Here is a 23877-nt window from a genome sequence, read left to right as displayed (position 1 = left end):
GGGGGTATTTTTCTTTGCAACTATATCTTGGTTGACCTGTTTTTTTATAAATTAGATTTTATCGAATTGATGGGATCTGAGACCAGAAGAAGAGCAAATCCTTTAAAGAAGAGGGCGATTATTCGCGGGGAAATAAGGTTTTTTCTTGGGGTTAAAACAGCATAAATAAAGGGAGATACCTCTGATGTCGAATGATACAACTATTTCGGAAGCACGACGGGGCGTAATGACAGGTTTAGCTGTAGCTGGTTTAGCATCAGGTCTAGGGGGGGCTGCTTCGGCGGCTAACCGAGATAAAGATCCCGCCGTTACGGGAGGTAAAACCTTTTTTGATCCTCGTGAAGCCTATCCTCGAGCTCCTTTTGCGGTACAGGATCAGCCTTGGCCAGGTCTGGCTAATAAAATGATTCCGCGGCCAGATCATGGCGAAAAATCATATCGGGGTTCTGGTAAATTACAGGGACGCAAAGCGCTGATTACCGGCGGCGATTCTGGCATTGGACGAGCCACCGCTATCGCTTATGCGCGTGAAGGTGCTGATATTGTTATTAATTATCTTCCCCAAGAAGAATCAGATGCTCGTGAAGTCGTCTCTTTACTTCAAGGCGAAGGGCATAAAGTTTTTGCCTTGCCGGGTGATTTGCGGAATGAGAATTTCTGTATTCAGTTAGTTCAAGAAGCCGCTAAACGGTTGGGCGGTCTCGACATTTTGGCCAATATTGCAGGTCATCAGCATTATAATGAGTCTATTTTGACTCTTTCTACTGCTGACTTTGATGAAACGTTGAAAACCAATGTCTATGCTATGTTCTGGCTGTGTAAAGAAGCCCTTCGCATTATGCCAGCGGGTTCCGCTATTATTAATACCGCTTCGACGCAAGCCTATAAGCCTTCGGCCATTCTTTTAGACTATGCCACCAGTAAAGCGGCCATAGCTAACTTTACGCGCGCTTTAGCTATTCAGCTCGCCCCTAATGGTATTCGCGTTAATGCTGTAGCACCGGGACCATTCTGGACACCGCTTCAGGTCTCGGGAGGGCAGCCTTCTTCTGCTTATACTCAATTTGCCTCTGGAACCCCGCTAAAACGTCCGGGGCAGCCTATTGAAATTTCTCCCGTATATGTTTTTTTGGCCTGTGCCGAAAATAGTTATGTTACTGGTGAAGTTTATGGTGAAACCGGTTGTGCTCAGATTTTTTAATTAAAGTAATCTGTATTGAAAAAAGGCAGAGCGCACACTCTGCCTTTCTTTGACTATGTACGATTATGCTTATTTCTTTTGGCCTAATTCTGTCGTTCTTTTTACAGCAGACAGAACACTTTTTTGTAAACCAGCGGTAAAATTACTCTCATTTAGAGCAAAAAGACTGTGCATCCCCACGCCAGCAGGTGAGTTATTAATATCTAATAATTGGCGCGGATGTTTGCCTGATAATTCAAGCATTTTGACGGCACCGATCATATTTTCCATAGTGGTTTTCCATGCCATTTCACGTGGCAAACCGGCCAGCACGCCAGCATCCACGAGCGCTTCGATGAAATAATAGATATAGTTGGGGCCACAGACCCCAAAGCCTGTAAATATATCAATGAGCGATTCTTCTAAAAAGAGGGCTTTCCCAAAACCCGACACAAATTTTTCGACGCTTTCTTTATCGGCGCGTTTATTAATAGCAATGCCACTATATCCAAGCCCTGTATCAGTCAGGGTATTGGGAATAATCCGTGCAATAGCTTTTTTAGCAGCGACCATTTTTTCTAACTGTGCCAGCGTAACACCGGCTACAATAGAAATAATGAGGGCATTTTCTTGGGCATATTTAGTGATGTCCTTGCCAATTGCCGCTATATTATCCTGTGGACGCACTCCGATAACGATAATATCGGCTTGCTTGATAGCTTCAATATTATCTTCTTTTTTGTCGAGCGTTAGAATTCGATAGCGATTGGCCAATTCAATTTTTCGTTCGGGACGAATATCGTAAGCCGTGATATTTTTTGGGGTAGCTGATTCATGGGTAATCATCGCGCGTATAATGGCCTCAACCATTTGCCCGCTACCAATAAAGTGAATTTGGCTCATTTGTTTTTCTCTTTTTAAAAAAGAATACTTTAATTGATCGTAAAGATTCTAACGTTATTTTTATAATAAGGGTATATGATCCTTATTTTATTACTAAAAACATTTTATTATTAAACAGATAGGCTAATACTACCTTCATTAATCCTTAGAAAAAATATTCGGTTTTCAATTTCATGGGAATAGGTCTATCTTTATAAAAAGCTGAATTGTTTTTCAGATAGTGAGGTCAAACGTGAACTTAGAAGAAAAACTGATCTCTTTACGTCGTGAATTACATCAGCATCCTGAGTTATCCGGTGAAGAATTCAAGACAACCGAAAGATTGATCCATTGGCTGAAAGAAGCCGATATTCGGGTTATATCCTATGGATTAAAAACGGGCGTCGTGGCCGAAATCGGGTCAGGTAAGCCCATTATCGCCTTAAGGGCCGATATTGATGCTTTACCGATTGAAGAAAATTCAGAGGCCGTTTGTCCATCACAAGAAAAAGGCAAAATGCACGCTTGTGGACATGATTTCCATACAGCTGTTCTGTTAGGGGCGGCTTTACTGTTAAAAGAACAGGAAGCTGAATTAACCGGCACTGTACGTTTATTATTTCAGCCTGCGGAAGAAAACTATTCCGGTGCTTTACAGCTTATCAAAGCGGGCGTTTTAGAAAATGTGTCCGCTGTTTTTGGTTTTCATAATGCGCCGTCTATGCCTGTTGGCGAATTCGGTACGTGTCATGGGGCCATTATGGCCAATGTCGATCGTTTTGAGATCAATTTGGCAGGTACCGGTGCCCATGCGGCTTATCCAGAAAACGGGACAGATGTTATTGTGGCCGCCGCAGAAATTATTAATAGCTTGCAGACAATTGTTAGTCGTAATGTTTCCAGTCATGAATCGGCTATTATTAGTGTAACCCGTTTCAATGCGGGAAGTGGGTGGAATATCTTGCCTGAAAAAGCAGCCTTAGAAGGCACTGTCAGAACCCATAGTCGAGAATTACGCAAAGAAATTCAAAGCCGGATGACGGATGTCATTTATTATATGGCAAAAGCCATGGGTGTGGGAGCTGAATTTATCTGGCATGAAGGGCCGCCTGCCGTCATTAATACCCCTTATTGGGCCGACTTCTCCAAAAAGATCGCCCAAGATTTCGGATACAAAGTCCATGACGTCAAAGCTAATAATGGCGGTGAGGATTTTGCCTATTATTTGCATTATAGACCGGGTGTTTTCTTTAATATCGGCACCGGTAGTCCTGAAACTCTCCATCATCCGGGCTTTAATATTGATGAAAAGGCTATTTTTCCAGCGGCTGAATATTATGCAAAGTTGGCTATAGCGGCTTTAACCGATTTGAAAGAGAAGGCCGGCGAGGCTTAATCCTATTAAAGACACTTTTTTAACGAAAGGGATGTCTCGTGACAAAGCCAAAAGAGAAAATGGGTATTTTGGAGCGTCGTCGGATTGAGGCGGAGATTATTAAGCCCATCTATGCTGCTATGAAACGTCATGTGGGAAAAGAAAAAGCACAAGCCATTTTAGAAGAAGCGATTGCTTCGGATGCGATCAAGGCCGGCCAATCTATGGCTCAAAAACAGAAGAGTGGGGCTACACTTAAAAATTTTGCCGCTATGCAATATCTTTGGGAGGCCGATGACGCTTTGAAGGTCGAGTTATTGACGAGTGATGATCAACGACTTGACTATAATGTCACCCGTTGTCGCTATGCCGAAATGTATCAGGCCATGGAACTTGGAGAAATCGGTAGTATTCTCTCTTGCACCCGTGATGCCCATTTTATTGAAGGTTATAATCCTGATATTGAAATGAGCCGTACCCAAACTATCATGCAGGGCGCAGCTTTCTGTAATTTTCGCTATCATTTAAAGTCAAATACGGGTTCTGAGAAAGTATAAATTTTTGAAGATTAAGCTATTTAATTAGAATCGCTTTATAAGAGTGGGCTAACAAGACGGGCTAAATTTTCCATAATTTTATGGTGACGTGGACGGCGACGCCACGCATTTTTATCCAGCTCATCTGAATTTTTGAGGTAGTCTATTTCAATATCTCTTAGCTGGGAAATAGCATCTTCATCATAGAGAATAAGACTAACTTCTTCATTTAAGAGAAAAGAGCGAATATCTACATTACTAGAACCCACCATAGCCAATCTTTTATCAACACTAATATGTTTGGCATGAAGTAATTTGTCTCGATAACGATGAATGTGAATACCGGCATTTAATAATTCTTGATAATAACTTTTTTGTGCAAGGCTGACTAAAAGCTGATCTGCAATTTTAGAGACAATAATGTTAACAGTCACACCCCGTAAGGCCGCTGTTTTCAAGGCTACCAGTAAATCACTGTCAGGAATAAGATAAGGCGTTACGATAACAACTTTTTCTCTGGCGACGTAGATGCCTGAGACTAACATGGTTTCAAAACCGGCGAGCGAATAATCCGCCCCGCTGGGTAATAACTGCAAAATATGAGGCCCTTCTTCAGGCGGGATTATATGCGGAATGGAACGCATCTTGTGGGGCAGCTCACCACTTTCTAAATACCAGTTAATTGCAAAAAGTGTCTCCATTTCGAAGACAATGGGGCCTTCTACTCTAATTGTTAGCTCCTGATTGATAACATTAGGCCGCCAGTCACGATTGATGATATTTTGAGAACCCGCATAACCGATTTTTCCATCGATAATGAAAAGCTTACGGTGATTTCTCATGTCACCACGGGTTCGCCCCCTTAATAAGCGAAAAGGTAACGCTTCCCGCGCTTCAACATTCAGAGCTTTCAAGCGTTCAATAACCTGTTTTCCGGAACGCCGTGACCCCAAAGCGTCAATTAATACTTGGCAATTAACGCCGCGTGCCGCTGCCCGTCCCAAGGCAGCGATGATTTGTTGACCCGATTTATCGGTATCAAAAATATAGATAACTAAATGGACGTGGTTCTGGGCCTGATCGATATCGGTTACCAAGTGATCAAAGAGCGCCTGATAATCAGAAATATAGAGCATCCGATTGCCCTTAAGCGCGGGCATATGACCTAGACGTTCGGCAAGGGAAGCGGCATTTTCAGAGGAAGAAGGCAATAGGGCGACGGTATCCTTTAATTTTGCCCGTTGTTCTTCTAAAAAGGGTTTAAGTTTTGCAAACCGCTCTGCGCGCCATGATGGAAATCGCGCCTGACCGATTAAAAGGTAGAGAAGAAGGCCTAATGCCGGTTGGAAAAAAATTAATAATAACCAACTACTGGCTGCTTGGGGAGTCCGCCTCATGGGGACCACAACCAGCATTACCAGCCGAATTCCCCATGCCAGTAATTCAACTAAACTTCCAAAAGTCATCGGATGGTAATGCCAGACATACAACAAAGAAATAAATAAAAATGTACATTTCTAAAAATAAACAGAAGCCTATCCTATGGTTCTGAAAAAGGCGATGAAAGATGATCTATGGATTGATCCATAAGCATGGTATCATCTGCATAACAAGGCATAGGTTTAGCATTGCGTCCGTTTGTCCATAGAATTTGTTTATTTTGTACAATCAAACGATGCGTCATATCTGCATAACGAATATCATTACTGGTTTGCACCTGTTTTAAGGTAAGAACGGGGCCATGCATAAATGTGAGCTGGACATCGTGGGTAAGATCTCGAAATAAAGCATCCATACCCCGCCCATCATCACATCGGTAGTAAACCCGATGATGACTAGCCATGACTTTTCGTTCATCTGCTAAAGCACAACCGCCTAATATTAGGATAATACTGGCTAAAGTACCTGCCTTTATATTATTTTTTATTCGCATAACACGCATCCTTTTTTGTTGTTTTACGCATATTATGAGATTTTGTCTTTTATAAATAATTTTTGTTAATAAATTTAAAGCGATTTTTACATTATTAAAATATAATTATAAAAATTAGTTTTTAATTAATAAATTATTTATATTTAATAAATTTAATATTATTATGTTGATATGCTAAATTATTAATATTGGTGATAACTATACCTATTCTATAAAATTAGGATATTTATTTTTATATTTTGTTTATTACTATGATTTCTTTAATCATTTTTAAGTTAAATTTTACAATAATATATATTTTTAAATGTAAAATTTTTTTTATAAAGTGGAACTGCTTTAAAAAATAGGCGTTTTACCTGACATAAGATAACTTGATAGGTTTAATATTTTAAATAATGGGAATAAAAATATTTTTTGTAAAATTTAAAAAATAATTATTTTCGTTAAATAAAATATTTTACCTTTTGACTATGTCAGGAGTGTACAATGAAATTTCAGAATAAAATTATTATTATTACCGGTGGCGGTAATGGTATTGGGAAAGCTGCCGCAGAACGTTTTGCTTCGGAAGGTGCTACGGTAGTCTTGGCCGATTGGAAAGTAGAAGACGCCGAAAAGGTGGCGCAATCTTTACCGGGTGGGCGCGCGATTTCTTATAAAATTGATGTATCGGACCCTGAAGCTGTTAAGCAAATGATGGAAGCCGTTGCCAAAAAATACGGTAAGATTGATGTTCTTATCAATAATGCCGGTATTCTTATTACGGGTAATATTATAGATTCTTCGGTGGAAGACTGGAAAAAATTATCCAGTGTTAACATTGATGGCGTTGTTTACTGTGCAAAGTTTGCCATGCCGTACTTGTTAAAGTCTAAGGGGTGTATTGTTAATACCGCTTCGGTTTCTGGTTTGGGAGCCGATTGGGGAATGGTTTATTACTGTACCACCAAAGGTGCTGTCGTCAATTTGACCCGCGCTTTGGCTTTAGATCATGGTAGTGCGGGTGTTCGCGTTAATTCGGTTTGCCCTTGTCTTGTTAAGACTAATATGGCTGCAAGCTGGCCAGAATCAGCACAAGCTAAATTTACTGATCGCGTGACTTTAGGCCGTATTCCTCAGCCTGAAGAAATCGCTTCTGTGATCGCTTTTCTGGCTAGTGATGATGCTGGTTTCATTACCGGCGTAAATTTGCCGGTTGATGGAGGCGCAACGGCCTCTGATGGGCAGCCTCGATTGGGTTAATCTTAAACTCTGTGAATTTAATTTATAAATGGCGGTGTTGTATTAAGAATACCGCCATTTTTTATGGTATAAAATGAGCATTTTCTTGTAAAAATGCCAACCTATTAAGGTTTATACAGTAATCGGGGTATAACCACGTTTCTTTTTGTTATGAATTATAGTGTCGAACAGTCTTTTAGCCTGTTGATACTGTGAGAAAATTTTAATTTGCCGAAAGCTATGTTTCTGACGTTGCCCAATACGCCCCCAGTCTTGTAAAAGGCTCCACTCTTTAAAGAGATTTGGTGCTAGATAAAGATGATAGTACCGATACATATTGCGGTCAGGATCAATATATTCGAGATGAAAAATGGTAGCTAATGCATCCATCGGCATTATTCACATCTATAATAATAGTTAATCTTATTAAAATATAAAATTACCTATTTGTAAATTGCTTTTGTTATTATTATTCTTACTTGTGATGATGCCTCGAAATGCGGTGGAGGCGTAAAGACCAAGGACTAGCTAAGCTATATTGGGCAAGGTGATAAATAGCTTTAAAGAGAAATTTTAAGGCTTGGTATAAAGTAGTGGTCGGGGAGAGAGGATTCGAACCTCCGGCCCCTGCCTCCCGAAGGCAGTGCTCTACCAGGCTGAGCTACTCCCCGACGGAGTAAAAGATAAGCATTTCGCCTATCGCATCCTGATGGAGGCTCTCTTATAGGCTAGAATATCGTCTGGCAAGCAGAATTGTCAAAAAAATATCAAATTCGCTATATATGCATCTCATTGTTTCATGGCTGAGTTTCTCTGACCTACCGTCACATACCAAAGCTAAATTCGGTATTTAAAGCGTTCTATTCACTTAACAGTAGGTAACCGCCTATTAGAATGCCTTTTTCAGTAATGTAGGCAATGATTTCTAGCGTAATCGGTTCGATATAGATCTCGACCGCTTTATCGGGATCGGTCATGATTATGACCGGATTAGAATTAACTAAAATGACCCGATAGTCCTCTTCTCAGACGGTTTTGTAAGCCTGTGTAAAGGGAGATTGCCTGCATAAAGGTAAAAGGGAAAAAGTTAGGGACACATCATGCCTATTTGAAATTATTCTTTCAAAGGGATTTATTTTTTGTATGAGCCTTATATCTATGACCATTCAACCTGAAATTATGCTTATTCTGGCCCGGGCTCGAAACGGCGTTATTGGACACCAAAATAAAATGCCATGGCATATTCCGGCAGATCTAAGGCATTTTAAACGTTTAACAATCAATCACCCTATGATTATGGGGCGGCAAACTTTTGAAAGTCTGCCCGGGTTATTGCCCGATAGACCTCATATTGTTTTGACCCATAATATGAATTGGCAAGCAGAAGGATGTGAGGTTGCTCATAATCTTGATCAGGCCATTGAAATAGCCCTCCGTTACAGTTCTAGAATAGCGATCATTGGGGGTGCCCAAATTTTTAAACAAAGTTGGTCTTTAGCGGATTATATTGAACTCACTGAAATTGAAAAAGACTATACGGGTGATACCTATGTGGACTTACCCGATATGTCTGGTTTTTCTTTAGAAAGTCAGCAAGATTATGATGCGGAATCAGGGCAACCTGCTTTTTGTTTTAAGCGTTTTATGAAACGAAAAATAATGCCATAAAATGCTAAATAATAAATTAAGAATCTATTGATTAATAAAATAAGAATCATGTAAAATTAACGAAAATTTAGAGATGTACTTTTAATTTTATTAAAAAATATCATTGATAATGAAGTTTTTTGAAAAAATATCTAATTCAATTTTTAATTTTTATATATTTTGTTTTATTATGAATGTTTTTTGCAAAAGATTATTCTGTAAAGAGAGTATCAGGGCTTTTCTTTTTGAATAGCTTTGCTATGCCATTTTTACCTAAAGATTATTTTTGTAAGTAATCTATAATGGGTAGCGCCGTATTTTATCTGTAATTGAGACTATGACCTGTCTTTTTAGTGATGCCCCGATTCCTGACCATCTGCATGGAGCCATTGTTGCCCTTGGTAATTTTGATGGTTTTCATCTCGGTCATCAAGCTGTTGTAGCCGCCGCTGTTGCGCGCGCCCATTCAGAAGGTCGGCCCGCTATTGTTGCGACCTTTGATCCTCATCCTATCCGCTTTTTCTGTCCTGATGCACCGCCCTTTGCGTTAACGACTATTCCTCAGCGGGCACGCCTTTTTGAGAAAGCAGGAGCGGATGCGACTTTTGTCATTCGTTTTTCCGAGGAAATGGCCGGATTGAGCCCTGAGGACTTCGTTAATCAGCAACTGATCGGCCATCTAAAAGCGGCAGGTGTTGTGACAGGTGATGATTTCACTTTCGGAAAAGGGCGAAAGGGCGGGACACGTCTATTACAAGACATGAGTGAAGCCCTAGATATTTCTGTTGATACGATTATGCCGGTTAGTGACCAAGATGGCCCCATTTCATCAACCCGAATCCGGGAAGCTTTGAAAAAAGGTGATCCGGTAACCGCCGCTCGGTTATTAAGCCGTCCTTTCACTATTGAAGGTGTCGTGCAACATGGCAATCAGGTGGGTCGCCAGTTAGGTTTCCCGACCGCTAATCTTTTAATGGGCGATTATGTCCGACCGGCTTATGGTATTTATGCCGTAAGGGGGCAGTTGCCAGATGGCCGTTGTTTGAATGGGGCTGCCAATTTAGGTATTCGTCCCAGTTTTTCGCCGCCAACGGAATGGCTGGAACCCTGTTTTTTTGATTGGGAAGGCGATATTTATGGCCAGAATATTGCCGTATCTTTAATAGCTTTCTTGCGGCCTGAACAAAAATTTAATGGAATGGATGCGTTAATACAGCAAATTGCCGAAGATTGTGAAGTCGCGCGCGCCTGTTTAACGGAATATGCAGGATAATAATGAGAGATAAAAGAAAATGCTGGTTTCTTCCTTGAAGGCTTTACATTAAGGATAACTCTCCTTTCTATTCCGTTTCGTATCAGAGCTTAATCTATGTCCGATCAAAAATCTGTCGATGCCGATAAGGCACGTGACTGGCGTCCTACTGTCTTTCTGCCACGCACTTCTTTTCCAATGAAGGCGGGTCTTGCCCAAAAGGAACCCGCTATCCTCGCGCGTTGGCAGGAAGAAAATCTCTACCAGCAGTTGCGTGAACAACGTAAGGGCGCACCACGCTTTATTCTCCATGACGGCCCTCCCTATGCCAATGGTGATATTCACATCGGTCATGCTCTGAATAAAATTCTAAAAGATATAGTCATGCGTAGTCAGACTCTTTTAGGAAAAGATGCCCCTTATATTCCGGGCTGGGATTGTCATGGCCTCCCCATCGAGTGGAAGGTGGAAGAACAATACCGCAAGAAAAAAATGAATGTCGATAAGGATGTCGATGCGGTTCAGTTCCGTCAGGAATGTCGTAAATATGCGGTGCATTGGGTCGATACGCAACGGCAGGAATTTAAGCGTTTAGGCGTCATGGGGGAATGGGATACCCCTTATTTGACGATGAATTACGATGCAGAGGCTATTATCGCTGGTGAACTGATGCGCTTTTCAGAAAGTGGTCAGATTTACCGGGGTGCCAAGCCTGTTATGTGGTCAGTGATCGAAAAAACGGCCTTGGCAGAAGCGGAAGTGGACTATGCTGATGTCGATTCTACCACCATTGATTTAGCTTTCAAAATAACAGACAGTAAAATTCCGGAATTAGTCGGCGGCTATGCAGTTATCTGGACGACCACCCCTTGGACTATTCCGGTTAATCGGGCGCTCGCTTATGGCCCCGATATTGAATATGTTTTGGTTGATGTCGCCGGTCGGCATTATCTTTTTGCAGAACCGTTGTTAGCCGCCAGTTTAAAGCGGATCGGTTTTGAAGGGGATGCGCCTGTCTTGTGGCAGGGTTTGGGCTCACAGCTGGCAGGCAGTATCGCTCAGCATCCTATGTATGAAAAAGGAGGCTTTTTTGCAGAGCCTCGTCCTTTTTTGGCTGGTGATTTCGTAACCACGGATGCGGGTACCGGCATTGTCCATATGGCCCCTGATCACGGTGAAGATGATTTCTTGCTCTGTAAAGCGCATGGCATTGAACCCGTCTTTGCTGTTGAAGATAACGGGCGCTATCGTGAAGATTGGTTATGGATGGGGGGCGAAGGCCTTGTTATCTCCCCTAAAATCAATGCTGCGGATGGACCTATTTGTAGCGATTTAACGGCCGTTGGGGCTTTATTGGCAACGTCTGTTCTGCACCATAGCTATCCCCATAGTTGGCGTTCCAAAGCCAAGTTAATTTATCGTTGTACGCCGCAATGGTTTATTGCGCTTGATCGTCCGGTAGAAAAAGGGGCAATCGCAGGCAAAACTCTGCGGGATACCGCTTTAAAAGCTATTGATGATGTAAGCTGGTTTCCGGCCAAGGGGAAAAACCGAATTCAGGCGATGGTTGAAGGTCGTCCAGATTGGGTTATTTCTCGTCAACGAGCATGGGGGGTGCCTATCGCGCTTTATGTTCATCGTAAAAGCGGTGATTATCTGCGTGATCCCGAAGTGAATGCGCGTATCTTGGCGGCTTTCCGTGAAGACGGCGCTGATGTCTGGTTTAAAGCCGACCATCAGGCCTTTCTGGGTAGTCAATATAATGTTGAAGATTATGAACCTGTTACCGACATTTTGGACGTCTGGTTTGATTCTGGATCAACCCATGCCTTTGTTATAGAAGCCCGTTATGGGAAAGGCACGCGTGCCCAGCTTTATTTGGAAGGATCGGATCAACATCGTGGTTGGTTCCAGTCTTCTTTGTTAGAATGTTGTGGTTCCCGCGGATATGCCCCTTATGAAGCCGTTTTGACACATGGATTTACCCTTGATGGTAAAGGTCGGAAAATGTCGAAATCGGTGGGTAATGTTATTGATCCTTTAAAGGTGATCAATGAAAGCGGTGCTGATATTCTTCGTATGTGGGTAGCTTCTACTGATTATACCGATGATGTTCGTATCGGTAAGGAAGTTTTATCAGGTACTTCTGATAGCTATCGTAAGCTGCGTAATAGTTTCCGGTATCTTTTAGGCGCTTTAGAAGATTTCTCGGAAGAAGAGCGCGTCGCTGTTGAAAAATTGCCAGAATTAGAACGTTATATCTTGCATTTATTGGCCGAGTTAGATCAAGAACTCCATCTAGCTGTCGATAGTTTTGCCTTTAATCGCTATCTCCGGCTGTTATCAGATTTTGTGAATAATGATCTTTCTGCCTTCTTCTTTGATATTCGGAAAGATCGTCTTTATTGTGATGTTGGCCCCGCTTTACCAGAAGGTAGCGAAGCGCGTCGGGGTTATCGAACCGTACTGGATATTCTGTTCCATGCTTTAGTGCGTTATGCAGCGCCTATCTTATGCTTTACGACTGAAGAAGTTTGGTCGCATCGTTTTCCAGAAGCCGGTTCTGTGCATTTATCCGTTTGGCCGGATATTGATAGCCATTGGAAGAATGGCGATTTGGGCGAAAAGTGGAATGTTATTCGTGAGCAACGTCAGATTGTCACGGAGAAAATCGAGCCTTTACGGCGTGAAAAAATCGTCGGTTCAAGTCTTGAAGCCGAGGTGATTTTGCCGGTTGATGCCCATACAGCCGAGATTTTGTCTTCTGTCGATTTTTCTGAAGTATGCATTACGGCTAAAATCAAACTGGTAGAGGAAGGCGATAAGGCTATTGAAGTAGAACGCACGGAAAGTCATAAATGTGGCCGCTGTTGGCAGCATCTTCCTGAAGTTCATGAAGAGGGTGCCCTTTGTGAACGTTGTCAGACCGTTGTCGGTGAGGATGCGTGATAAATAGCCCCGATTTTTCTAACAAGATAAGCAAGACAAAAGTCAGGGCAGCCGGTTTTCTGGTTGCTCTGATAAGCCTGTTTCTTGATCAGTTAAGCAAATATTATGTTGCTGGGCCTTTGGCTTTGCCAGAGCGGTTACAAATTCGAATTTTACCTATATTCGATCTGAAATGGGTTTTGAATTATGGCATATCGATGGGATTCTTAACGGCTGATAGCAATATGGGGCGTTGGATTCTTGTCGCTTTAACGGTTACGATTGCTTGTATCGTGACTATGGGCATTCTGCGTGAGCGAAAAATTACGGTGGCTCTTGCGCTCGGTCTTGTATTAGGTGGGGCTATAGGTAATATCAGCGATCGGATAAGATCAGGTGCAGTGGTTGATTTTCTGGATCTGCATTTTGGCAACTGGCATCCGTTTTTGGTCTTTAATGTAGCTGATGCTGCTATCAGCTGTGGGGTTGTCTGGCTTATTTTACAGTCACTATGCGCACCAAAAGATAAGAATAATAAGACTTTTTAATTTTTTGAAGTAAATATTATTTCCGTTCATGATGCCTTGATAAAATAGATTAGCTATCTGTTTGTCCTTGCTGGAGCTTTTAATGCGATGATAAAAACGACCAAGAATAATCCTGTTACCCCATTTTTAAGGATATCCGGTATTATCATCATGGGGATGATGACAGTGATTACGGCGGGTTGTACACATAGTAATAAGTCAAGGCCCGGCGTTTTTGCGACATCCAATGCCAGAGAGTTAGAAGCTTCTCGCCAGCAACCTTTGGTTATTCCACCAGACTTTACACTATCTCCCCCCAAGCCGGGAACGCCTCGTCCTCAAGACACCGATAGCTCTACGCAGGCTTTAGCGGTGATGTTTGGTCAACCTGCCGTAAAAGCCGCAGCAGAAAGAGGTTTACTGGAAAAAGCTTCGGCGCGTTTGGCTCAACCCGGTATCCGTACTTCTGTCAGTGATGCCCAAACCGAGACTGTTAATAAGGGTGGCCTGACAAGCGATATTGTTTCTTCACCTGCAAAAGAGGATGATTTGGCAGTTGTAAAAGCCGGAGGCCAAGACAGACCCAATGTGCCTACCATCGTTTATAAGAACAGCCCACCCGAATAGTAGGCTTGTTCTTGATTTGAAGTATCAGCGCCCTCGATAAGGGGGTACCCCTTGATCTGGTAGCCATAAACCAGAAGGCGGGGGGCCGCTTTGCCAGAAAACATCAATCGGAATGCCCCCGCGTGGATACCAATAGCCACCGATACGCAACCATTCGGCCTTCATTTCCGTAAATAACCTTTCGCCGATTGATACTGTGCAATCTTCATGAAAAGCATTATGGTTACGAAAAGATCCCAGAAATAATTTAAGCGATTTAGATTCTACAATCAGCTTGTCGGGGACATAATCAATAACGAGATGGGCAAAATCTGGCTGGCTTGTCACGGGACAAAGCGACGTAAATTCCGGAACAGCAAAGCGAATAAGATACCGTTGTCCCGGTCGTGGATTAGGGACATAATCAAGAATGGCCTTTTCGGGAGAATCCGGAAGGGCACTGGTTTTACCTAAATGTGTTGTTTCCATATTTTTCTTTATCTTTTTATTAATAAGAGGAGAATAGAAAAAATAAGAGCGAAATTAAATCTATAATCGATAATAATGCAGAGTGTTTTTGATGTAATTTTATTATTTAAAGTCAAATTAATTATTTTTAACATGCAAATAAAAAGTTTTTGAAATGAAATTTTATTTCAGAAATAGCCATCAGGATGAGTCGATCTATGAAGCTTTTGGTAACACCAGAATGGCTTTATCGTAATTTAGCCAACCCCCGATTACACATTATTGATGCTGGTGTTTATCCACCTGATTCTAATATGACGGCCTATGAAGCCTATTGTAAGGCCCATATCCCTGGCGCCCTTTTTCTTGATAATGCGGCTTTAAGTGAAGAGACATCGACTCTACCTCGAATGGTGCCGAGCATCGAAAAAATTGAATATGAATTTGGGCGGCTTGGATTAGATCCTGACGATCTTATTGTTATTTATGATAATTCTTCGCTTCATTGTTCTGCCCGTGCATGGTGGCTCTTTGCCTTACATGACTATCATCATGTTATGATATTAGATGGTGGATTTTCACGCTGGGAGCAAGAGCGTCTTCCTGTTGAATCCGGCGTTGTTATACCTAATTCACCGCTTATTTTACAGTTGCATCGTAATGAAGCGCTTATCCGTACCCGTAATCAGGTAATGGAGAATATTTCAGCAGGCCATGAAGTAATAGTGGATGCGCGTTCTCCGGCGCTTTTTAGTGGCGAAGAAATGCCAAAGCCCGGTTTGGCACCCGGCCATATTCCCCATAGTTTGAATCTTCCTTATGAAATATTATTTGATAGTCGTGGCTTGTGGAAGACACCTGATAAAATCAGTCAGATTTTTGCAGGCAGTCGGATAAATCTTGATCAGCCTTTATTATTTACCTGTGGTGCAGGCAGAACGGCCGCCGTTCTCCTTTTTGCGGCACGTCTTTTAGGAAAGCGTGACGTCTCGCTTTATGATGGTGCATGGGACGAGTGGGGCGCTGATCCTGATACCCCCAAAGAATTGGGCCCTGCAATACGAGATTCAACGCGTTTAATAACAGCAGGTCGACGCCGTGAATGGGTAAGAGGGAAGGGTGGTTCTGCCGTTAATCTGCCCGTATGGCGTGCGTCTACTATTCTTTTTGATTCGGTAGCCGAATTACAAGAAGCAAGCCGTCATCCCGAAAAGCAGTTCTATTATGGCCGTCGCGGGATGCCTACCCAATGGGCATTATCTGAAGCTTTAACTGAGCTGGAACCCGGGGCAGAATCAACCTTCCTTTACCCATCAGGTGTTGCCGCTCTTGCTATGGCGCTTTTAAGTGCCTTGGATCCTGGCGATGAGTTGTTGATGGTTGATAGTTGCTATGAGCCTACACGGGTTTTCTGTGATACCGTTTTGAAATCAAAGGGTATCAACGTTATCTATTACGATCCGTTGATCGGTAAAAATATTGAAGATTTATTTACCAAAAATACACGAGCTATCTTCATGGAAAGTCCAGGCAGTCTGACTTTTGAAGTGCAGGATATTCCGGGCATTTGTGAAGTAGCCCATCAACATTCTATTACCACTATCCTTGATAATACCTGGGCAACGTCTTTATTTTTTCAAGCAATCCGGCATGGTATTGATTTGTCTGTTATGGCGTGCACTAAATATATCACAGGTCATTCCGATGTGATGATGGGCTCTGTTACCGCTGCCCCAAGCCATTTTGAAAAATTAAAGCGGCTTACTTTATTGTTTGGACAATATGTCAGCCCCGATGATGCATCCTTGGCCTTGCGAGGTCTTCGGACGTTAGAGGTCCGCTTAAAAGCCCATGAAAAAAATGCTTTAAAAGTAGCCCATTGGTTGGATGAGCAGCCTGAAATAGCATGGGTTTTACATCCCGCGTTATCATCTTGTCCTGGGCATGAATTCTGGCATCGTGATTTCAAAGGATCTTCAGGACTTTTTAGTTTTATTCTTGATGGTGGCAAAGAAAAAGATCGAACCGCTTTAATTGATAGTCTGGAACATTTTGGTATTGGTTTCTCTTGGGGCGGTTACGAAAGTTTAGCTTTGCCGATTGATCCTACACCTATTCGGACAGCAACAAGTTGGCATGCCGTGGGGCAAGCCGTTCGTTTGCATATTGGTCTTGAGGATCCCGATGATCTGATTGCTGATCTTGATTTCGGCTTGAAGCGCTTTCAGATATCCAAGAATAAATCTTAAATTCAAAAGCAGCCCTTTCTGAAAATATACTTTCCGGCTTGTTATTCTATGAAAACAGGCCGGAAACAGACTTTCCAATCATTCCTATGATCGCTAGAGAGAAAGGGTAACAGAGCCATATTTTATGGCTTACCCTTATTCTTTTATAAAATCGCGAGACCGACATGAAAATCAGTGGCGTCGATATTCGGCCCGGCAATATCCTCGAATATGAAGGTGGCTTGTGGCGGGCTGCGAAAATTCAGCATACGCAACCCGGTAAGGGCGGCGCTTATATGCAAGTGGAAATGAAAAACCTGATCGACGGGCGTAAAAATAATGTTCGCTTTCGTTCCGCTGAAACCGTTGAACGTGTACGACTGGACACAAAAGATTTTCAGTATCTGTTCGCAGATGGTGATATGTTGACCTTTATGGACAAAGAAACCTACGAACAGATTTCTTTACCTAAGGATTTATTGGGTGATTCCGTACCCTTCTTGCAAGATGGTATGGATGTTGTCATGGAACTTTACGACGAGAAACCTATTTCAGTGCAGTTACCCGAGCAGGTTGAAGCTGAAATTGTTGAAGCGGATGCTGTTGTTAAAGGGCAGACGGCCTCTTCATCTTATAAACCTGCTATTCTTGATAATGGGGTGCGCGTTATGGTTCCGCCGCATATTACGGCAGGTACCCGTATCATTGTAGATGTCAACAGCCAAGAATATGTAAAGCGGGCTGACTAATGGCTACTTCTGGTCTTATTAGTGTAATGGAACGGGCTGCTCGAAAAGCAGGCCCACTTCTGCGTCGTGACTTCGGTGAAGTGCAGCATTTACAGGTTAGTCGTAAAGGCCCTGCGGATTTTGTGTCAATTGCTGACAAAAGATCCGAGCAGACGCTTTATGAAGTCTTGAAACATGCTCGTCCTGATTGGGGATTTCTAGGAGAAGAAAGCGGTTCTATTCCGGGTGATCCGACGAAACCCCGCTGGATTGTTGATCCTTTGGATGGAACCTCTAACTTTTTACATGCTATTCCGCATTTTGCTATTTCTATCGCGGTAGAAGAGCCAAAAGCTGATGGCACGGGTGAAATCACCCAAGCTTTGGTTTATCAGCCAATCACTGATGAAAGTTTTTGGGCTGAAAAGGGACGCGGCGCTTGGTTGCATGACAGCCGTTTAAGGGTTTCTTCCCGCCGCAACCTTAACGAAGCTTTGATTGCAACGGGTATCCCTTTTGCCGGTCATGGTGATTTTGATCAGTGGCAGGCTATTTTCCGCCAGATTGCCCCGGAAGTTGCCGGCACCCGACGCTTTGGGGCTGCAGCGCTTGATTTGGCATGGGTTGCCGCTGGTCGTTTCGATGCTTACTGGGAAGCGGATATTTATCCTTGGGATGTCGCCGCTGGTATGCTGTTGGTACGAGAAGCGGGCGGATTCGTAACCGATTTCCGTGGAGGCGATAGGCCGGTCGAACGGCGCGAATTCTTAGCGGCTAATGGCGGGCTTCATTCTAAATTACACCGTCTGGTCGCAACCGCTTTAAAAAATATCTAAATTTAAAAAATGTCTTTTTAAAGCGGCAGCAAAGTCAATTTGTTGCCGCTTTTTTGTTGGTTTAGTTAAAATATAAAAATACGTTTCAATAGACGACTCAATAGAAATTGAGTGCTTTAGCTAACTTTGAATAAAATCAAAATTTTATATTTTTTTTTAAATTTATGGAACTTTGTGAAGTCTTTATCTTCGCAGGGGATAAAACGTGCCGATCTCACGATAAAAGGTACAGATTGATTATTCCCGAAATAGTATAACTTACCCTATGATAGTCTCAATCACCGAAAAAGTTTTTTGGTTTTTTTCAAAAATTTTTCCCAAAATTTTTTTGTGTAATACTTTGTCAAGTTTTTTATGGCAAATCCAAAGGATGTGTAGATTCTTTCCTTGTTAGCGGAATGAAGATTTAAATCGCATGACTGTAAGGATTGAGGTGGCGAATGAAGAGACAGCTTGATCGTCGCCAGTTATTAACTGGCTTCGTTGCTCTGGGTGGGGCGGCGGTTACAGCAAAAAAGGCCCATGCTTCTTTGCATCGGCCGGGGTCTGATTTTCTTCACTGGGATAATTCCAGCGAGAAGCGGCTGGCTTTTCGTAATGTTCATACGGACGAACGTATTGATGCCCGTTTTTTTGGTAAACACGGCTATGATGAGCGTGGGCTCGCTGAAATTAATCATGGTTTAAGAGATTGGCGTACGGGAGATATTACCGAGGTTGATACCGATCTTTTAAATTTGTTGGTAAGTATTCGAGATCGTCTTGATATATCGCCTAATCAACCTTTTGATCTGATTTGCGGTTATCGCTCTCCGCTTACCAATCGTATGCTTCACGAAAGGCGAGGCCGACATAGCGGTGTAGCAACCCATAGCCAGCATTTATTAGGAAAGGCTACCGATATTGCGATGCCAGGTGTCCCCTTGGCGCGCCTTCGGATGGCAGCGGAATTTAACCAACAAGGGGGCGTGGGCTATTATCCTGAAGATGGTTTTATTCACGTTGATACAGGGCCTGTTCGAAGCTGGAGAGGATAAAAAAGCTTAAAATACCGTTCTTAGATACCACGAAAAAGGCCTGATATTTTGAATGCAGGCTTTTTTCGTGGTTTAATGAGGATACTAACCCGATAGGTTAGAAATTTAGGCATCCCCTCTCATAGTAGCCGTAAAAAGCGCATTAAAGTTTTCTACGGCCTTTGTTTCGCCTTCTTCTGCTTTCCATACACCAGCGCACGTAGCGATAAAGTCAGCCCCTGCTTTGACTAAAACACCTGCATTGGCTGTTGTAATGCCTCCGATGGCAACCGAAGGGAGTTCAAACAATGTCGCCCACCATGAAAGGATTTCGGGCTTGGCATAGTGGCGAACTTCTTTGCTCGTCGTGGGATAAAAGGCCCCAAAGGCTACATAATCGGCGCCTTTTTCACCAGCTTCCATCGCCAAATGGCGACTATTATGGCAGGTAACTCCAATTTGGGCAGAGGGGCCGAGAATGACTCTGGCTTCAGCAGCATCGCCATCACCTTGCCCAAGATGGACCCCATCAGCGCCTAATCTTTTAGCCAATGAAACACTATCATTGATGATAAAGGCCACATCCCGTTCTTCACATAATTTTTGTAAGGGTTCTGCCAATCGGGCTATGGCATGTTCATTAATCCCTTTTAAACGAAGCTGAAAAGCTGAAACTGGTCCGCCATCAAAGGCTTTTGCTAAACGGTCTGTAAAGCTGGCATCAATTTCGGGAGGAGATATAAGATAAAGGCCACAAGGATTGTCTTTCGGGCGTTGATAATTTTCTTTAAACGCCTCTAAACCTTCATCCTGATCTTCGTTGAGAATGTTATTTTCTGGCATTAATCTTTTCCTTCAATCCTGATTTTAGAGTATCGGGCAAATATGATGTTATCTCCAAGAACTATCATCATAAGGCTTGCTAGATTTTCTAAGGTTGTAAGGGATTTAAGTGTTTCTGTATAAAAGATAATCAATTTTAAAATTGTTATTTCTATAATTTTCCAGGATGGCCTTACCTTACTATCGGGATGTTATATTATGGGTTTTAAACTGGGCTTAGGTAATTCTAATCCTATAAAAATTATGTGATTTAATTGCTTTATAGGATTTTTTCTTGCCTTCTCTTCTGCTCTATCCTCATTTATAGTCACAGATAATGAAGGCATGAACTGTTTATAATTATTTTCGTATGATTACGTATAACGCTACCCAAGCATCATAGGCATCCTAAAAAATAAGTTTAATATATTTAGAGTAAAGCCTGCGGCATGAATCAAGAGCCCAAAACGGAAAAGCGTACAAGAAAGGCCGAAGAAAAGATGTCAGCGAATAACGCTTATTTCATTGTTTTTGCGAATGAAAAGGGGGGATCTGGAAAATCGACTACGGCTGTACATGTCGCTATTGCCCTTAGTACAAAAGGACAGAAAGTTGCGGCGGTTGACCTTGATACCCGACAACGCACCTTTGCCCGTTATATGGAAAATCGTGCGGCAACGGTAAAGCGTTTAGGCCTAGATCTACTGATACCGACAACCAAGGTTTTTGATCCAGACAAGGGTGAGGATTTAGGCGTCCTTTTGGATGATTTAGCTAAAGAGCATGATTTTATTATTGTCGATACGCCCGGTCGTAATTCGTCTGATATTCGTCATGCCCTTGAACGTGCAGATAGTCTGGTAACACCTATTAATGATAGCTTTGTTGATCTTGATCTGATTGGTCAGGTCGATCCTGAAACCTATCGTATTAAGCGGCCTAGTTTTTATGCTGAATTAGTTTGGGAAGCGCGAAAGGCACGGGGCAAACGAGATGGTGTGACCGTTGATTGGGTCGTTTTGAGAAATCGACTTCAGCATCTTGAAGCGCGTAATATGCGTCATGTTGCTTCTGCCATGACAGAATTATCAAAAAGAGTAGGGTTTCGTATCAATCCTGGTTTGAGCGAACGGGTAATTTATCGTGAACTTTTTCCGCAAGGGCTCACGCTATTGGATATGAAGGCTTTAGGAAATACCGGATTGGCGCATGTTGCAGCCAGACAAGAGCTAAGAGAACTTGTTTCAGGCCTTAATTTACCTGTGCGTGCGATGGTATCTTAAGACCCAGAAAACCCATTATTTAAAATAAAGGTAATTTTAATAAATAGGGTTATAATAATCATTTAGGGTCGGATAGGGCCTCTTTTAAAGCGGCACTGGAGGATGGCTTTAAGCGCATGCAGATTTTAACGCTATTAGCTTTAGCTTTAGCGGTATGGAGTTGGTGCCGCCCTGTACCGGCGGCGCTTCGTATCGGAGATCTTGCTGCCTTGATTGCAGGCTTGGGAGGCTTTTCTTTACTGGTTCGAGGGGAAGTATTACCCGCTTTTTTAGCTATAGCAGGGGCTTCTCTTTGGATAATAAAACGTCGTCAGCATGGTTCTATACGGAAGAAAACGAAAAAAAATTCATTTCGAGCTTCATTTTCTTCTGCTTATGCCGAATTTAGTAAGAATGGCTCTTATCAGCCTTATCAAGCTAGAAAACCTAAGTCTGGCGTAAACGAAAAAAATTACCAGCAAAAATCGTCGTATGTTCCCCCGAGAAATAATCCATCTTATGCAAAACAGCCGGAGAAAAAACAACCGGCTTCTCCTTCTTCTGCTCCGCAGAAACCAGATTTAAAGATAAATAAGCGCGCAGATGTCCTTGCGCGTATTCACCGTTTAGGTGTGCCTAAGAATAGAACCGAGGCCTTGCATTTATTTGAACTGAGCGAAAAAGCCGATAAGGTGACCATAAAAAAATCTTATCATCAATTAATAGCCTTGGTCCATCCCGATGCAGGCGGAACCGAAGAATTGGCGCGCTATGTGAATGTTGCGCGCGATATTTTATTAAAATTCAATCCACGTTAAGCTGTTTACCTACAACTCGGCGTAAGAATGCTTATCTGATAATCCGATGATTTAAGAGAAGCCTTATTTAACAGTGTTTTTCAATACGGCTTTTCTTGATTTTTATGATTATAAGGGTGATCTCTAAACGCGATGCGTTCCGATAGGAGTTTTTATGTCCCATAAATTTGATCCGACCATACTGCGCGAATATGATATTCGCGGCATTGTAGGTGAAACCCTTGGCCCTGATGATGCCTATGCGATTGGCCGAGGCTTTGCCACACGCCTTCTTCGTGCTGGTGGCCATCGGGTCGCCGTAGGATATGATGGGCGCACCTCTTCCCCGACGCTTGCGCGTGCCTTGATTAAAGGCTTAACAGAATCTGGGGTCAATGTTGTCAATATCGGTATGGCTTCTACACCCATGCTGTATTTTGCTGAGGCTACCTTGAAGGTTGATGGCGGTGTTCAGATCACTGGCAGTCATAATCCGGCGGAATATAATGGCTTCAAGATGGTATTGAAGCATAATTCTTTTTTTGGAAAAGATATCCGTGACATTGGTATCTTAGCTGAAAAAAGCGACTGGGAAAAAGGCCGTGGTGGTGTAGAAACGGCTGACATCATAGAGCCTTATGTCAATCGTCTTCTTCAGGGATATGAAGGGGGTGTTTTCCGGATTGGTTGGGATGCGGGTAATGGTGCAGGTGGCCCCGTTATTGAAAAACTGATTAAAAAATTACCCGGTGAACATCATGTTATCTATACAGATGTTGATGGCAGTTTTCCTAATCATCATCCTGACCCCACCGTCGAGGCTAATCTCGAAGATCTAAAAAATCTTGTAAAAGAAGAAAAGCTGGACTTTGGTTTTGCTTTTGATGGTGATGCTGATCGTATCGGTGCCGTTGACAGTGAAGGGCACGTAATTTGGGGTGATCAGATTCTAGCTATTTTAGCTGCACCGGTTTTAAAGCGTCATCCGAATGCGACTATCATCGCCGATGTTAAGGCCAGTCAGGCTTTATTTGATCGCGTAAAGGAATTAGGCGGCAAGCCTTTGATGGGACGTACTGGCCATTCCTTGATCAAGACTTTGATGAAAGAGACAAATTCACCTTTGGCTGGTGAAATGAGTGGCCATATCTTTTTTGCCGATCAGTGGTTTGGTTTTGATGACGGTATCTATGCGGCTATTCGATTGATTAGTGCTATCAATGATATGGGCGGTTCATTGACTAAAATCCGCAAGGCAATGCCTAAAATGGTTAATACGCCTGAATTACGTTTCCAAGCTTCTGAAACGCGTAAATTTGCCGTAATCGGTGAGGTTCTAGGGCGGTTAACAGCAGAAAATGCTGACGTAAACACCATTGATGGGGTGCGCGTGACTACTAAAGATGGATGGTGGTTGTTACGGGCTTCCAATACGCAAGATGTATTGGTTGCGCGGGCTGAAGGACGAGATCAAGCTGCCCTTGATCGTCTGATTGCCCAGTTAAATGATCAATTGAAAAAGTCGGGCATTGAGCCTGTCACAACAACACATTGATATAAGGCGGTATCCCTAAGGATGATGTCAAAACAGCCGGAAATTCCGGCTGTTTTGATAGAAGGGGATAAGCCTGTT

Annotated in this window: 22 protein-coding genes, 1 tRNA gene and 2 pseudogenes; 17 read left to right on the top strand and 8 right to left on the bottom strand. The window is 42.6% G+C overall.

Translation table 11 applies throughout. The features are described 5' to 3' along the window. The first annotated feature begins 184 nt into the window (after positions 1 to 184). Positions 185 to 1201: an SDR family oxidoreductase gene (locus ZYMOP_RS04510; RefSeq protein ID WP_013934173.1), complete on the top strand. Its 1017-nt coding sequence runs from the start codon at positions 185 to 187 to the stop codon at positions 1199 to 1201. Between the two features lie 69 nt (positions 1202 to 1270). Here ZYMOP_RS04510 and ZYMOP_RS04505 read toward each other — a convergent pair whose 3' ends face one another. Next, positions 1271 to 2083 (bottom strand): pyrroline-5-carboxylate reductase family protein, encoded by an 813-nt coding sequence (locus ZYMOP_RS04505; protein ID WP_013934172.1) that lies wholly within the window; start codon positions 2081 to 2083, stop codon positions 1271 to 1273. A gap of 232 nt (positions 2084 to 2315) precedes the next feature. Here ZYMOP_RS04505 and ZYMOP_RS04500 point away from each other — a divergent pair, with 232 nt between their 5' ends. Both ZYMOP_RS04500 and ZYMOP_RS04495 read left to right on the top strand, forming a co-directional pair. Next, the gene (locus ZYMOP_RS04500; RefSeq protein ID WP_013934171.1) at positions 2316 to 3458 is read left to right on the top strand and encodes an amidohydrolase; all 1143 of its coding nucleotides are present in this window, start codon (positions 2316 to 2318) and stop codon (positions 3456 to 3458) included. A gap of 38 nt (positions 3459 to 3496) precedes the next feature. Then, on the top strand, positions 3497 to 3994 hold the full coding sequence (locus tag ZYMOP_RS04495) for an L-2-amino-thiazoline-4-carboxylic acid hydrolase (protein ID WP_013934170.1): 498 nt from the start codon (positions 3497 to 3499) through the stop codon (positions 3992 to 3994). 35 nt (positions 3995 to 4029) lie between these two features. Here the strand turns inward: ZYMOP_RS04495 and cls are convergent, their stop codons facing one another. Both cls and ZYMOP_RS04485 read right to left on the bottom strand, forming a co-directional pair. Then, a complete protein-coding gene (gene cls, locus ZYMOP_RS04490; RefSeq protein ID WP_013934169.1) occupies positions 4030 to 5439 on the bottom strand; it encodes a cardiolipin synthase in 1410 nt (469 codons plus the stop codon). A gap of 74 nt (positions 5440 to 5513) precedes the next feature. Continuing rightward, on the bottom strand, positions 5514 to 5906 hold the full coding sequence (locus tag ZYMOP_RS04485; RefSeq protein ID WP_013934168.1) for a hypothetical protein: 393 nt from the start codon (positions 5904 to 5906) through the stop codon (positions 5514 to 5516). Positions 5907 to 6392: 486 nt separating this feature from the next. On the opposite strand from ZYMOP_RS04485, the gene budC reads away from it, so the two are divergent. Further along, on the top strand, positions 6393 to 7148 hold the full coding sequence (budC, locus tag ZYMOP_RS04480) for a meso-2,3-butanediol dehydrogenase (RefSeq protein ID WP_013934167.1): 756 nt from the start codon (positions 6393 to 6395) through the stop codon (positions 7146 to 7148). 111 nt (positions 7149 to 7259) lie between these two features. On the opposite strand, the gene ZYMOP_RS04475 is transcribed toward budC, so the two are convergent. The 3 genes and pseudogenes from ZYMOP_RS04475 to ZYMOP_RS09720 all read right to left on the bottom strand — a co-directional run. Next, the gene (locus tag ZYMOP_RS04475) at positions 7260 to 7523 is read right to left on the bottom strand and encodes a WGR domain-containing protein (protein ID WP_013934166.1); all 264 of its coding nucleotides are present in this window, start codon (positions 7521 to 7523) and stop codon (positions 7260 to 7262) included. A 198-nt stretch (positions 7524 to 7721) separates the two neighbouring features. Next, positions 7722 to 7798 (bottom strand) — tRNA-Pro (locus ZYMOP_RS04470). A gap of 228 nt (positions 7799 to 8026) precedes the next feature. Further along, positions 8027 to 8152, bottom strand: a pseudogene (locus ZYMOP_RS09720) (carbamoyl phosphate synthase preATP-grasp domain-containing protein); the annotation flags it as partial. Positions 8153 to 8285: 133 nt separating this feature from the next. On the opposite strand from ZYMOP_RS09720, the gene ZYMOP_RS04465 reads away from it, so the two are divergent. The 5 genes from ZYMOP_RS04465 to ZYMOP_RS04445 all read left to right on the top strand — a co-directional run bounded on the left by ZYMOP_RS04465 (position 8286) and on the right by ZYMOP_RS04445 (position 14108). After that, positions 8286 to 8795 (top strand): dihydrofolate reductase, encoded by a 510-nt coding sequence (locus ZYMOP_RS04465; protein WP_013934165.1) that lies wholly within the window; start codon positions 8286 to 8288, stop codon positions 8793 to 8795. A 316-nt stretch (positions 8796 to 9111) separates the two neighbouring features. Beyond that, a complete protein-coding gene (locus ZYMOP_RS04460) occupies positions 9112 to 10047 on the top strand; it encodes a bifunctional riboflavin kinase/FAD synthetase (protein ID WP_013934164.1) in 936 nt (311 codons plus the stop codon). A 96-nt stretch (positions 10048 to 10143) separates the two neighbouring features. Beyond that, positions 10144 to 12975, top strand: a complete 2832-nt coding sequence (ileS, locus tag ZYMOP_RS04455; RefSeq protein WP_013934163.1) for an isoleucine--tRNA ligase — start codon at positions 10144 to 10146, stop codon at positions 12973 to 12975. Further along, the gene (lspA, locus tag ZYMOP_RS04450) at positions 12972 to 13502 is read left to right on the top strand and encodes a signal peptidase II (RefSeq protein ID WP_013934162.1); all 531 of its coding nucleotides are present in this window, start codon (positions 12972 to 12974) and stop codon (positions 13500 to 13502) included. The genes ileS and lspA overlap by 4 nt, the downstream gene beginning before the upstream one ends. Before the next feature lie 87 nt (positions 13503 to 13589). Next, positions 13590 to 14108: a DUF3035 domain-containing protein gene (locus tag ZYMOP_RS04445; RefSeq protein ID WP_013934161.1), complete on the top strand. Its 519-nt coding sequence runs from the start codon at positions 13590 to 13592 to the stop codon at positions 14106 to 14108. A gap of 24 nt (positions 14109 to 14132) precedes the next feature. On the opposite strand, the gene queF is transcribed toward ZYMOP_RS04445, so the two are convergent. Next, entirely contained in the window at positions 14133 to 14576 is a 444-nt protein-coding gene (gene queF / locus ZYMOP_RS04440; RefSeq protein WP_013934160.1) for a preQ(1) synthase, read from the bottom strand. Between the two features lie 185 nt (positions 14577 to 14761). Here queF and ZYMOP_RS09555 point away from each other — a divergent pair. From ZYMOP_RS09555 to ZYMOP_RS04420, 5 genes and pseudogenes are all read left to right on the top strand, one after another. Next, positions 14762 to 15568: pseudogene (locus tag ZYMOP_RS09555) on the top strand (sulfurtransferase); the annotation flags it as partial. A 33-nt stretch (positions 15569 to 15601) separates the two neighbouring features. Beyond that, positions 15602 to 16804: a cystathionine beta-lyase gene (gene metC, locus ZYMOP_RS09550; RefSeq protein ID WP_049778882.1), complete on the top strand. Its 1203-nt coding sequence runs from the start codon at positions 15602 to 15604 to the stop codon at positions 16802 to 16804. A gap of 164 nt (positions 16805 to 16968) precedes the next feature. Further along, the gene (gene efp, locus ZYMOP_RS04430) at positions 16969 to 17532 is read left to right on the top strand and encodes an elongation factor P (RefSeq protein WP_013934158.1); all 564 of its coding nucleotides are present in this window, start codon (positions 16969 to 16971) and stop codon (positions 17530 to 17532) included. Next, entirely contained in the window at positions 17532 to 18347 is an 816-nt protein-coding gene (locus tag ZYMOP_RS04425) for an inositol monophosphatase family protein (protein ID WP_013934157.1), read from the top strand. Before efp ends, ZYMOP_RS04425 begins: the two co-directional genes overlap by 1 nt. Before the next feature lie 440 nt (positions 18348 to 18787). Then, complete coding sequence (locus ZYMOP_RS04420) at positions 18788 to 19384, top strand: YcbK family protein (RefSeq protein ID WP_013934156.1); 597 nt, start codon at positions 18788 to 18790, stop codon at positions 19382 to 19384. 105 nt (positions 19385 to 19489) lie between these two features. On the opposite strand, the gene thiE is transcribed toward ZYMOP_RS04420, so the two are convergent. After that, complete coding sequence (thiE, locus tag ZYMOP_RS04415; protein ID WP_013934155.1) at positions 19490 to 20206, bottom strand: thiamine phosphate synthase; 717 nt, start codon at positions 20204 to 20206, stop codon at positions 19490 to 19492. Between the two features lie 479 nt (positions 20207 to 20685). Here thiE and ZYMOP_RS04410 point away from each other — a divergent pair, with 479 nt between their 5' ends. The 3 genes from ZYMOP_RS04410 to pgmG all read left to right on the top strand — a co-directional run bounded on the left by ZYMOP_RS04410 (position 20686) and on the right by pgmG (position 23799). Beyond that, the gene (locus tag ZYMOP_RS04410) at positions 20686 to 21468 is read left to right on the top strand and encodes a division plane positioning ATPase MipZ (RefSeq protein WP_041581976.1); all 783 of its coding nucleotides are present in this window, start codon (positions 20686 to 20688) and stop codon (positions 21466 to 21468) included. Between the two features lie 116 nt (positions 21469 to 21584). Then, positions 21585 to 22265: a J domain-containing protein gene (locus ZYMOP_RS04405; protein ID WP_013934153.1), complete on the top strand. Its 681-nt coding sequence runs from the start codon at positions 21585 to 21587 to the stop codon at positions 22263 to 22265. 154 nt (positions 22266 to 22419) lie between these two features. Further along, positions 22420 to 23799 (top strand): phosphoglucomutase/phosphomannomutase PgmG, encoded by a 1380-nt coding sequence (gene pgmG / locus ZYMOP_RS04400; RefSeq protein ID WP_013934152.1) that lies wholly within the window; start codon positions 22420 to 22422, stop codon positions 23797 to 23799. Positions 23800 to 23877: the final 78 nt, after the last annotated feature.

Origin of the sequence: Zymomonas mobilis subsp. pomaceae ATCC 29192 (assembly GCF_000218875.1) — a bacterium.
GTDB classification, from domain to species: Bacteria; Pseudomonadota; Alphaproteobacteria; order Sphingomonadales; family Sphingomonadaceae; genus Zymomonas; species Zymomonas pomaceae.
Note: the sequence above shows the minus strand (reverse complement) of the source record. Positions and strands in the feature narration are given on the sequence as shown.

Excerpts from the sequence above, each read along its gene's own strand:
- ZYMOP_RS04510 (WP_013934173.1), top strand. The coding sequence starts at position 185 with ATGTCGAATGATACAACTATTTCGGAAGCACGACGGGGCGTAATGACA.
- ZYMOP_RS04505 (WP_013934172.1), bottom strand. The coding sequence starts at position 2,083 with ATGAGCCAAATTCACTTTATTGGTAGCGGGCAAATGGTTGAGGCCATT.
- cls (WP_013934169.1), bottom strand. The coding sequence starts at position 5,439 with ATGACTTTTGGAAGTTTAGTTGAATTACTGGCATGGGGAATTCGGCTG.
- ZYMOP_RS04485 (WP_013934168.1), bottom strand. The coding sequence starts at position 5,906 with ATGCGAATAAAAAATAATATAAAGGCAGGTACTTTAGCCAGTATTATC.
- budC (WP_013934167.1), top strand. The coding sequence starts at position 6,393 with ATGAAATTTCAGAATAAAATTATTATTATTACCGGTGGCGGTAATGGT.
- ZYMOP_RS04475 (WP_013934166.1), bottom strand. The coding sequence starts at position 7,523 with ATGCCGATGGATGCATTAGCTACCATTTTTCATCTCGAATATATTGAT.
- ZYMOP_RS04465 (WP_013934165.1), top strand. The coding sequence starts at position 8,286 with ATGACCATTCAACCTGAAATTATGCTTATTCTGGCCCGGGCTCGAAAC.
- ZYMOP_RS04460 (WP_013934164.1), top strand. The coding sequence starts at position 9,112 with ATGACCTGTCTTTTTAGTGATGCCCCGATTCCTGACCATCTGCATGGA.
- ileS (WP_013934163.1), top strand. The coding sequence starts at position 10,144 with ATGTCCGATCAAAAATCTGTCGATGCCGATAAGGCACGTGACTGGCGT.
- ZYMOP_RS04445 (WP_013934161.1), top strand. The coding sequence starts at position 13,590 with ATGATAAAAACGACCAAGAATAATCCTGTTACCCCATTTTTAAGGATA.
- queF (WP_013934160.1), bottom strand. The coding sequence starts at position 14,576 with ATGGAAACAACACATTTAGGTAAAACCAGTGCCCTTCCGGATTCTCCC.
- efp (WP_013934158.1), top strand. The coding sequence starts at position 16,969 with ATGAAAATCAGTGGCGTCGATATTCGGCCCGGCAATATCCTCGAATAT.
- ZYMOP_RS04425 (WP_013934157.1), top strand. The coding sequence starts at position 17,532 with ATGGCTACTTCTGGTCTTATTAGTGTAATGGAACGGGCTGCTCGAAAA.
- ZYMOP_RS04420 (WP_013934156.1), top strand. The coding sequence starts at position 18,788 with ATGAAGAGACAGCTTGATCGTCGCCAGTTATTAACTGGCTTCGTTGCT.
- thiE (WP_013934155.1), bottom strand. The coding sequence starts at position 20,206 with ATGCCAGAAAATAACATTCTCAACGAAGATCAGGATGAAGGTTTAGAG.
- ZYMOP_RS04410 (WP_041581976.1), top strand. The coding sequence starts at position 20,686 with ATGTCAGCGAATAACGCTTATTTCATTGTTTTTGCGAATGAAAAGGGG.
- ZYMOP_RS04405 (WP_013934153.1), top strand. The coding sequence starts at position 21,585 with ATGCAGATTTTAACGCTATTAGCTTTAGCTTTAGCGGTATGGAGTTGG.
- pgmG (WP_013934152.1), top strand. The coding sequence starts at position 22,420 with ATGTCCCATAAATTTGATCCGACCATACTGCGCGAATATGATATTCGC.